Source organism: Halomonas sp. SIMBA_159, assembly GCF_046536035.1.
Classification (GTDB): Bacteria; Pseudomonadota; Gammaproteobacteria; order Pseudomonadales; family Halomonadaceae; genus Vreelandella; species Vreelandella venusta_A.
Map to the genome: position 1 here is coordinate 1 of NZ_JAWJBT010000478.1, position 276 is coordinate 276.

A 276-nucleotide genomic window follows, 5' to 3' on the forward strand; every position below is an offset into this window, starting at 1 on the left:
GGACGCTCTTCGTCGGTCTGGGGTCCTATCGTTGAATTGCAACTATCTGCGGCTGCGCAGTCGCGTAGCGCACCAGGCAGGAGCTCCGCATGAACGATGACGCCCAGGCCCGATTTGGGGAGCGAATCGCCGCGCATCGAAGGTCTGAACCTGTCATTGTTCCTCACTACGTCGGCGGTGAGGAACGCTTCGACGGTCATCTCATCGAGCGCGAAGACCCGAGCGTTCCCGGCACAATTGTCACTGGGTGTCATGGTGCCCCCGAAGCCTTGGTGC

At 61.2% G+C, this 276-nt stretch carries 1 protein-coding gene; it reads left to right on the forward strand.

The window, feature by feature from the left end:
• Positions 1-89: 89 nt before the first annotated feature.
• On the forward strand, positions 90-276 hold a 187-nt coding region (locus R0J87_RS20100), incomplete at its 3' end, for a hypothetical protein (RefSeq protein ID WP_498888458.1).